Here is a 7,792-nt window from a genome sequence, read left to right as displayed (position 1 = left end):
GAGGGACCCGCCGCGGCGGTCCTCACGTACCTGCTGGTGGCGGTGATCTTCGGCGTCGTCAACGCCGTCGTCGGCGGGGTGGTGCGGGTGGTCGCGTTCCCCCTGTACGTGCTGACGCTCGGCCTGGTCTCGTTCCTCGTCAACGGCCTCCTGCTGCTCCTGACCGCCTGGATCAGCGGCCTCTTCGGCTTCGGCCTCGTCGTGGACGGCTTCTGGTGGGGCGTGCTCGGCGCCCTCGTGCTCGCCCTGGTGAACTGGTTCATCGGCCTCCTCCTGCGCCCCTTCCTCCGCCGCCGTCAGGACTGACACCGCGGGCTCGGCAGCCAGCATCGGCCGCGCCGCCGCCGCCCGGGAGGCCGCGCGCGCCATCGGTGGACGGCGGCCGCGATCGGCCTGCTGTGGAGGAGCCGCGGTGCGCCATGATGGGCGGGTGACCCCCGACTCCCCTGCGCCCTCGGCCTTCGCCGTGTGCTTCGTCTGCACCGGCAACATCTGCCGGTCGCCGATGGCCGAGGTGGTGCTGCGCTCCCTGGCGGAGCAGGCGGGGCTCGGCTCCGCGATCGAGATCAGCTCGGCCGGCACCGGCGAGTGGCACCTCGGCGAGCACGCCGACAGCCGCGCCCTCGCGGCGCTGGAGCGTCACGGCTTCGACGGGGGCCGCCACCGCGCCCAGCTCTTCGACCCGTCCCGCTTCGCCGAGTTCGACCTGGTCGTCGCGCTCGACCACGGGCACGAGCGCGCGCTGCGCTCCTGGGCGCGCACCGAGGTCGACCGGCAGAAGATCCGCCGCCTGCTCGACTTCGAGCCCGGCCTCTCCCCGCAGGGCGACGTCCCCGACCCCTACTATTCCGATGCGGCGGCGTTCGACTCGGTGCTCGCGCTCATCGAGCGCGCCTGCCGGGCCCTCTTCGCCCAGATCGAACCAGGACTGCGCGGCAACCGCTCGGTCCGCCCCGACTCCACCGACGCGCGCGCCGCCCTCGCGCAGGACACCTGAGAACCGGAAGGCACCACCGCATGACCTCGCTCCCCACCCAGCCGCTGAGCCCCCTCGACGGCCGCTACAGCGGTGCCGTCTCGTCGCTCGGCGAGTACCTCTCGGAGGCGGGGCTGAACCGCGCGCGGGTGCACGTCGAGGTCGAGTGGCTGCTGGCGCTGACCGACCGCCGCCTCTTCGGCTCCGAGCCCGTCGACGCGGCGACCGCCGAGGAGCTGCGCCGCCGCGCCCGCGACTTCGGCCAGCCCGAGATCGACGAGCTGGCGACCCTCGAGGCCCGCACCCGCCACGACGTGAAGGCCGTGGAGTACCTCGTCCGCCAGTGGCTCGAGGAGCTGGGCCTGCAGCGCATCGCCGAGCTCACCCACTTCGCCGCCACCAGCGAGGACATCAACAACCTCTCCTACGCGATCGTGGTCCGCCAGGCCGTCGGCGAGATCTGGCTGCCGAAGCTGCGCTCGGTCGTCGCGTCGCTCCGGGAGCTGGCCGTCCGCTACCGCGACGAGTCGATGCTCAGCCGCACCCACGGCCAGCCCGCGACCCCGACCACGATGGGCAAGGAGTTCGCCGTCTACGCCTACCGGCTCGAGCGGGTCGTCGCTCAGATCGAGGCGACGGAGTACCTGGGCAAGTTCAGCGGAGCGACGGGCACGTTCGCCGCCCACCTCGCCGCCGACCCCGGCACCGACTGGCCCGCCCTCGCGGAGGAGTTCGTCACCTCCCTCGGCCTCGTCTTCAACCCGCTGACCACCCAGATCGAGTCGCACGACTGGCAGGCCGAGCTCTACGGCAGGGCCGCGCACGCGAACCGCATCCTGCACAACATCTGCACCGACGTCTGGACCTACATCTCGCTCGGCTACTTCCGGCAGATCCCCCAGGCCGGGGCGACCGGCTCGTCCACGATGCCGCACAAGATCAACCCGATCCGCTTCGAGAACGCCGAGGCGAACCTGGAGCTCTCCAGCGCCCTGCTCGACTCGCTCGCGCAGACCCTGGTCACCTCGCGCCTCCAGCGCGACCTCACCGACTCGACCACGCAGCGCAACATCGGCGTCGCGTTCGGCCACTCCCTCCTCGCCCTCGACAACATCGCCCGCGGCCTGCTCGAGATCGACCTCGACCCGACCGCCCTCGCCGCCGACCTCGACGGCAACTGGGAGGTGCTGGCCGAGGCGATCCAGACGGTGATCCGCGCGGAGGTGGCGGCCGGCCGCTCCTCGATCACGGACCCGTACGCGCTGCTGAAGGACCTGACCCGCGGCAAGCGCCTCGGTGCCGACGACCTCGCCGTCTTCGTGCAGGGTCTCGACATCGGCGACGCGGCGAAGGAGCGCCTGCTGGCGCTGACGCCGGGCGGCTACACGGGCCTCGCCTCGTCGCTGGTCGACCGTCTGAGCTGATCCGCCGGGCCGCGATCGCGCGGATGCCGCCGTCCTCGAGAGCGAGCACTCGGACTCCTGCGTGCTCGCGGCGGCGCGGTCGACGACGGAGCGATGTCGGGGGTCGCACCTAGCGTCGGCGGCATGGCAGCGTGCGCGATCGGAGGGTGCGCCTCCTCGGCCGAGACGGGCGCGCCGCTCGCGCTCTGCGCGGCGCACCTCGGGCTCGCGCACGACTGGGTCGCCCGCGAGGACGGGGTGATCGACGCCCTGCCCTCGCCGTGCGCCGCGTGCGGGTCCCGCCTGGGCGTCCGGCTCCCCTCCGCCTGGCTCTGCGCCGCCTGCGAGTGGCGGCTCGGCGACGCCCCCGACGGCGAGCTGCCGCCACCCCGGGTCGACGTCGTCTACTACATCCGCTTCGGCGAGCGGATCAAGATCGGCACCAGCGGCAATCCCCGGCAGCGCCTCCACCGGCTCCGGCACGAGGAGCTCCTCGCGTTCGAGCGCGGCGGGCGGGCGCTCGAGCAGCACCGGCACGCCCAGTTCGCCGACGAGCGCCTGGAGCGCACCGAGTGGTTCGCCCGCAGCCCCGCGCTCGACGCCCACATCGAGACCGTGCGCGCCGGGGAACCCGACCCCTGGGCTCTGCACCGCCGCTGGCGCAGCGAGGCGCTGGCCCTGCGGCTCTGACGCGTCGGCTGCGAGCGGTCGGCTGCGACTCGACCGCTCCGACTCGCCGGCTCCCACTCGACGGTTCCCGCTCGCCGGCACTGCGTCGGCGGGTCCCGCTCCGCCGAGCCGGACACCGGGACGGAGCGACGGGGACGGAGCGACGGGGACGGGTCCCGGAGGACAGTCCCGCAGCCGCCGCGCGACTCGGTCAGCGCCCCCAGGCGTCGACGAGCAGCGGACCGCGGACATCGCGGAGCCGGTCGACCAGGCGGTCCGCCAGCGCGGCCGTGACCCCCGTGGCGACCAGGTCGTGGGGGCCGAGCGGCAGCAGCTTCCCCGTGCGGATGCGCACCACCTCCCACCCGGCGGAGCGGAGCGCGCGGTCCTTCCGCCGGTCGGCCTCCTCGCGGTGCCCGACGTGCTCGAGTCCGTGACGGCCGGTGGAGTCGTACTCGATCGCGACGCGCAGCTCGCCGAGCACCAGGTCGGGCCACGCCTCGCAGTGCTCGAAGAACGGCCGCTTCAGACGGACCGCCGTGTGCGCCGGGTCGAAGACGAGCCGCTCGACGAGGAGAGCCCGGAGCCGCGCCTCGACGGCGGAGGCGGGAGGAGGCGCGCACCGGCTCGCGAAGGGCTCGCCGACGGGGAGGTCCGGCGTCTTCGGGCACACGCGGGCGGGCCGGGCTCGGGAGCGCGCCGGGCGGGCGGACGGGCCGGCGGACGGGACCGCGGCCGGAACGACGGAGGCGGCGGTACGAGGGGCGGGCGGGAGCGCGGCCCGAGCGGCGGCAGCTGGAGGGGTGGATCGAGCGGACGGAGGAGTCGACGACGCGGCGCGCGCGGATCCGCTCGGGTCGGCGGGTGACGCGGACCCGCGGCCGGTGGGCGACGCGGACGTCGGGAGCCCCCGCGCGATCACGGCGGGCGGCGCCAGGAGGACGAAGGAGCCGTCGCCGGGGGCGGCCGTCGGCGCGAGCACCTCGGCGAGCCGGCCGCCGATCATCGGCGCGGCCCGGGGCAGGCGCGGCGAGGCGAGCTCGGCGCAGTCGGGGCACCAGGAGGAGCGGCGCCGCTCCCGGCCGGGACGGTGGCGCTGCTCCTCGGGAGTGGCGACGAAGACGTGTCCGGCGTCGCAGAGCCAGCACAGGTACACGTCGGCCGCGGGCGGGATCTGGCTGAGCACGATGCCCTCGTTGTACTCGGGCCGGTACTGCCGCACCAGGACGGGGTAGGACGCCCAGGCCTCCCGGTAGGTGCCGACCGCGTAGGGGACGTCGGCGCCGCGCGAGAACCGCCGCCTCTGCCACCACCGCCCGATCGCCTCCGCCACCCTCCGCACGCTACGCGCGACCACCGACGCGGAAGCGGCGCCCGCGTGCGCAGGCGGGATCTCGAGACGCCCTCCGGGCTGCTCCATCAGCATGCGCGGCGGAAGGGACTATCCGCCCGCGCGGCGTGCTCCCGGTCGACTGGGAGCGGCGGAGCCGTCCCTCGCCTAGTGTGCGGAGTCCTGCTCGTCGATGTCCGCGATCTCGGCCTCGTCCGGCTTGAAGGTCAGCGAGAACATGGCGATCGCGACGAGCACGACGATGAAGGCGACGCCGAACGAGATGAGCGCGACGACCGGCTCGCGGGTCGAGAGCATGACGACCAGGCCGACGAAGGCCGCCATCACCGCGGAGAAGCCGATGAGCTCGAGCGGGCGCAGGCGGTCCTTGCGGGTCGGCTGGAACGTGCGGGGCGTGAACTCGCCGGGGTCGCGCGCCGGGGCGGAGTCGGCCGCCGAGGCGCGGTCGGCGGGAGAGGCGGGGTCGGGCTGCTGGCCTTCGGCGGTCATCGGTCTCCTCCGGAGGTCGGTGTCGTGGGGGCGACGGGATCGTGTCCGGTGGCTGCGTCGGCGCCGGCGGCCCATTTGAGCGAGAACGCCGCGATGGCGAGGAACACGGCGACCATCACGGCGTAGGCGCCGAGGAGGCCGACGGTGACGACGGGGTGGGGCGGGAGGAGTCCGAAGGCGGCGCCGAGCAGCATCGTGCCGACGCCGACGATCACGGAGTCGCGTGCGGCGAGGCCCTGACCGCGGCGGCCGCTCGAGAACTCGAGGAAGCCGGAGAGCAGCGCCCAGCCGGCGACGAGGGCGACGAAGGAGAGCAGGTTGGCGACCGGGAGCGCGACGAGCGCCGCGACTCCGGCGACCAGGGTGAGCACCGCGGAGCCGAGGGCGAGCGGGCGGGCCCGGCCGCTCCAGCTGCGGAGCCCGAGGGCGAGCGAGACGGCGCCGGTCGCGATCGCGAAGCCGCCGAAGACGGCGAGGCCGAAGGCGGGCCCGTGGTCGGGCGAGAAGGTGACGACGCAGCCGGCGACCGCCGCGATCACGGCGCGCGCGAGGGGCAGGGTCCACAGGCGGCGGTCGGAGTCGGCGGCGATGGCCACGGTCGAGCCTCTCTGGGATGGAGGGAGAAGGCGTCCGGGAGCGGACGGCTGGGCGCGCGACGGCACGGCGACGCGGACTCCAGCGATTTTACGCTCCCGCGGCTCCGCCCAGGCCCGGAGCGGGGCCGGGGGCGCGATCCGGGGCGAAGTCGCAGGCGGCTCAGCCGAGCCAGACCTCCTCCACCCGCGGGAACACGGCGTCGGCGGAGAAGCGCTCACGGAAGCGCGCCCCGGCCTTCTCGACGACCTCGGCCCGGGCGTCCTCGTCGGTGATGAGCTCGGTCAGCGCGGCGGCGAGGCCCTCCACGTCTCCGGGCGCGACCACGCGGCCGCAGCCGTCGCCGAGGACCTCGGGGATGCCGCCGACCGCGGTCGAGACGACGGCCGCGTCGCGGGCGAGTGCCTCGAGGATGAAGATCGGCATCGCCTCGTCGCGCGAGGGCAGGACGGCGATGGACGCCTCGTCGAGCAGGGCGAGCAGGCGGGCGTTCTCGAGCGAGCCGAGGAACTCGATCCCCGGGACGCCGCGGTCGACGACCTCCGGCTCGCGGATCGGACCGGCGACCAGCAGGCGCCAGCCCTCCTTGCCCTCGACCTGCGCCCACGCCTTCTGCAGCACGTCGACGCCCTTGCGGTGGCTGACGACGCCGCCGAAGACGACGGTGCGGGTCTTGTCGCGCGGGGTGCCCTGCTCGAGCGCGTTGGGCACGAGGTGCACGCGCTCGGCGGGGACGTAGCGGCGGCAGATCGCCGAGGTCTCCTCCGAGAGCGAGATGATCTCGTCCGCGCTGCGCAGCACGTCCTTCACCAGGCGCGGGTGCGCGGCGGTGAAGGCGGCGAACTCGCTGCCGTGCAGGTGGGCGACCGTGCGCAGGCCCAGGCGGTGCGCGAGGCGGAGGAGGGACCCCTCGCGGAGGAACGAGCCGCGCTCCGAGAGGTGGACGACGATCACGGCGCCGGGCTCGCGGCGCGCGATCGCGACGATGCGGGCGGCGGCGCCGGCGGCCAGGCGGGCCGCGGCGACGTGCTCGCCCGGAGCGGTGCGGGAGGAGATCACCCGGACGTCCGAGCGCTCGAACGGCCAGCGCAGGTACCCGTTGACGACCTGCGTCATGCCTCCGGGGACCTCTCCGCTGCGGCCGACGTGGTACACCCGCGTCTTCGGGCCGGCAGGGGCTGCCGCGGCGGCCGGGCGGCTGCGGGGCGGCACGGCGAGCAGCGCCTGGATGTCGTCGCGAACGCCGCGGAGGCGCCCGCGGGCGACGAGCAGCTTCTCGAGCAGCTCGCTCCGGCGGGCGACGACGGCGGAGAAGGTCTCGACGCCGGCGGCCGGGGTCGTCCGGGACATGTCGACCGTGACGTCGTGGATCCCGATGGTCTCGAAGTGGCGCGAGGCCTTCGTCGATCCGTCCATCTGCAGGCTCACCGGGGCCGCGCCCTCGGTGAACGCCATGATGATCACGTGCAGCCGGTCGCTCATCGCGACGCGGGCCGTGCGGTAGAGCTCGCGCAGCAGGATCTCGTGCTCGTCGTGGGTGTGCGCCGGATCCCAGTCGAGGATGTCCGCGTCGAGGTCGGCGGCGAGACGGCGGGAGCGCTCGGCGTCGACGGCGACCTGCGTGACGACGACGATGTCGAGGTCCTCGCGCTCGGCGAAGCCCTTGATCGCGGCCAGCCACTCCTGCTCGGGGTAGGGGCGGGCGTCCACCTCGTGGTCCTCGCGGAGGGAGAGGACCAGAACGCGCCGCTCCTCGTCGGGCTGCGCGGCGAACGCGGTCAGCTCCGCGTCGCTCGAGCCCTCGCCGTAGCCGAGGTCGGGCATGGCGGCGCCGACGCGCATGTAGCCGGCCGTCTTGTCGTCGCGCCAGCGGGTGTAGCTCGAGAGCGCCATCGAGGGCCACATGATCGCGCGGGGCAGCGGGGCGAAGTTGCGGGTGCCCACGCCGGCGCGGATCACGCGGCCGCCGCCGAGGCGCACGAGGGCGATGCCCGGGAGCATCACGAGGTGCTCCTTCATCCCGATCAGGGTCAGCTGGATCTCTCCCGGCTTGAACACCGAGTTCGCCCGGCCGGCGAGGGCCTCGCGGGCGAGCGCCGCGTACCAGCGCAGGAGCGAGCGGTACACCGTGTCGTCCGGGCCCAGGCGCAGGCCGTCGTCGTAGCCCCACGGCGAGTGGCCCACGTAGACGTGGAGCGGACCCGACTCGCGGAGCCAGTCGAGGAGCTGGCGACGCAGGATGATGTCGCCGATGTTCTCGTACTGGCCGCGGCCGACGGCGAAGATCGATCGGGCAGGTGTCACGGGCGG

The 7,792-nt window shown here is 74.5% G+C and carries 8 protein-coding genes; 4 read left to right on the top strand and 4 right to left on the bottom strand.

The genetic code is table 11. The features are described from left to right. The 4 genes from C5C74_RS06530 to C5C74_RS06515 all read left to right on the top strand — a co-directional run. Positions 1 to 306: phage holin family protein (locus C5C74_RS06530; RefSeq protein ID WP_104351191.1), on the top strand; the 306-nt coding region annotated here is incomplete at its 5' end. 124 nt (positions 307 to 430) lie between these two features. Beyond that, positions 431 to 997 (top strand): low molecular weight protein-tyrosine-phosphatase, encoded by a 567-nt coding sequence (locus tag C5C74_RS06525; RefSeq protein WP_181027248.1) that lies wholly within the window; start codon positions 431 to 433, stop codon positions 995 to 997. Between the two features lie 20 nt (positions 998 to 1,017). After that, the gene (purB, locus tag C5C74_RS06520) at positions 1,018 to 2,400 is read left to right on the top strand and encodes an adenylosuccinate lyase (RefSeq protein WP_104225198.1); all 1,383 of its coding nucleotides are present in this window, start codon (positions 1,018 to 1,020) and stop codon (positions 2,398 to 2,400) included. 123 nt (positions 2,401 to 2,523) lie between these two features. Beyond that, complete coding sequence (locus C5C74_RS06515) at positions 2,524 to 3,069, top strand: GIY-YIG nuclease family protein (protein WP_104351190.1); 546 nt, start codon at positions 2,524 to 2,526, stop codon at positions 3,067 to 3,069. A gap of 190 nt (positions 3,070 to 3,259) precedes the next feature. Here the strand turns inward: C5C74_RS06515 and C5C74_RS06510 are convergent, their stop codons facing one another. From C5C74_RS06510 to C5C74_RS06495, 4 genes are all read right to left on the bottom strand, one after another. Further along, positions 3,260 to 4,381: a hypothetical protein gene (locus C5C74_RS06510; RefSeq protein ID WP_258064107.1), complete on the bottom strand. Its 1,122-nt coding sequence runs from the start codon at positions 4,379 to 4,381 to the stop codon at positions 3,260 to 3,262. A 165-nt stretch (positions 4,382 to 4,546) separates the two neighbouring features. Then, positions 4,547 to 4,888, bottom strand: a complete 342-nt coding sequence (locus tag C5C74_RS17790) for a hypothetical protein (protein ID WP_258059918.1) — start codon at positions 4,886 to 4,888, stop codon at positions 4,547 to 4,549. Beyond that, positions 4,885 to 5,484 (bottom strand): DUF308 domain-containing protein, encoded by a 600-nt coding sequence (locus tag C5C74_RS06500; protein WP_104225185.1) that lies wholly within the window; start codon positions 5,482 to 5,484, stop codon positions 4,885 to 4,887. Before C5C74_RS06500 ends, C5C74_RS17790 begins: the two co-directional genes overlap by 4 nt. Before the next feature lie 160 nt (positions 5,485 to 5,644). Then, positions 5,645 to 7,786, bottom strand: a complete 2,142-nt coding sequence (locus C5C74_RS06495) for a glycosyltransferase family 4 protein (RefSeq protein ID WP_104347133.1) — start codon at positions 7,784 to 7,786, stop codon at positions 5,645 to 5,647. Positions 7,787 to 7,792 lie beyond the last annotated feature (6 nt).

It is taken from the genome of Rathayibacter sp. AY1E8 (assembly GCF_002931415.1).
Taxonomy (GTDB): domain Bacteria; phylum Actinomycetota; class Actinomycetes; order Actinomycetales; family Microbacteriaceae; genus Rathayibacter.
The sequence above is the reverse complement of the archived record's forward strand: the minus strand, read 5'-3'. Positions and strand labels throughout refer to the sequence as shown.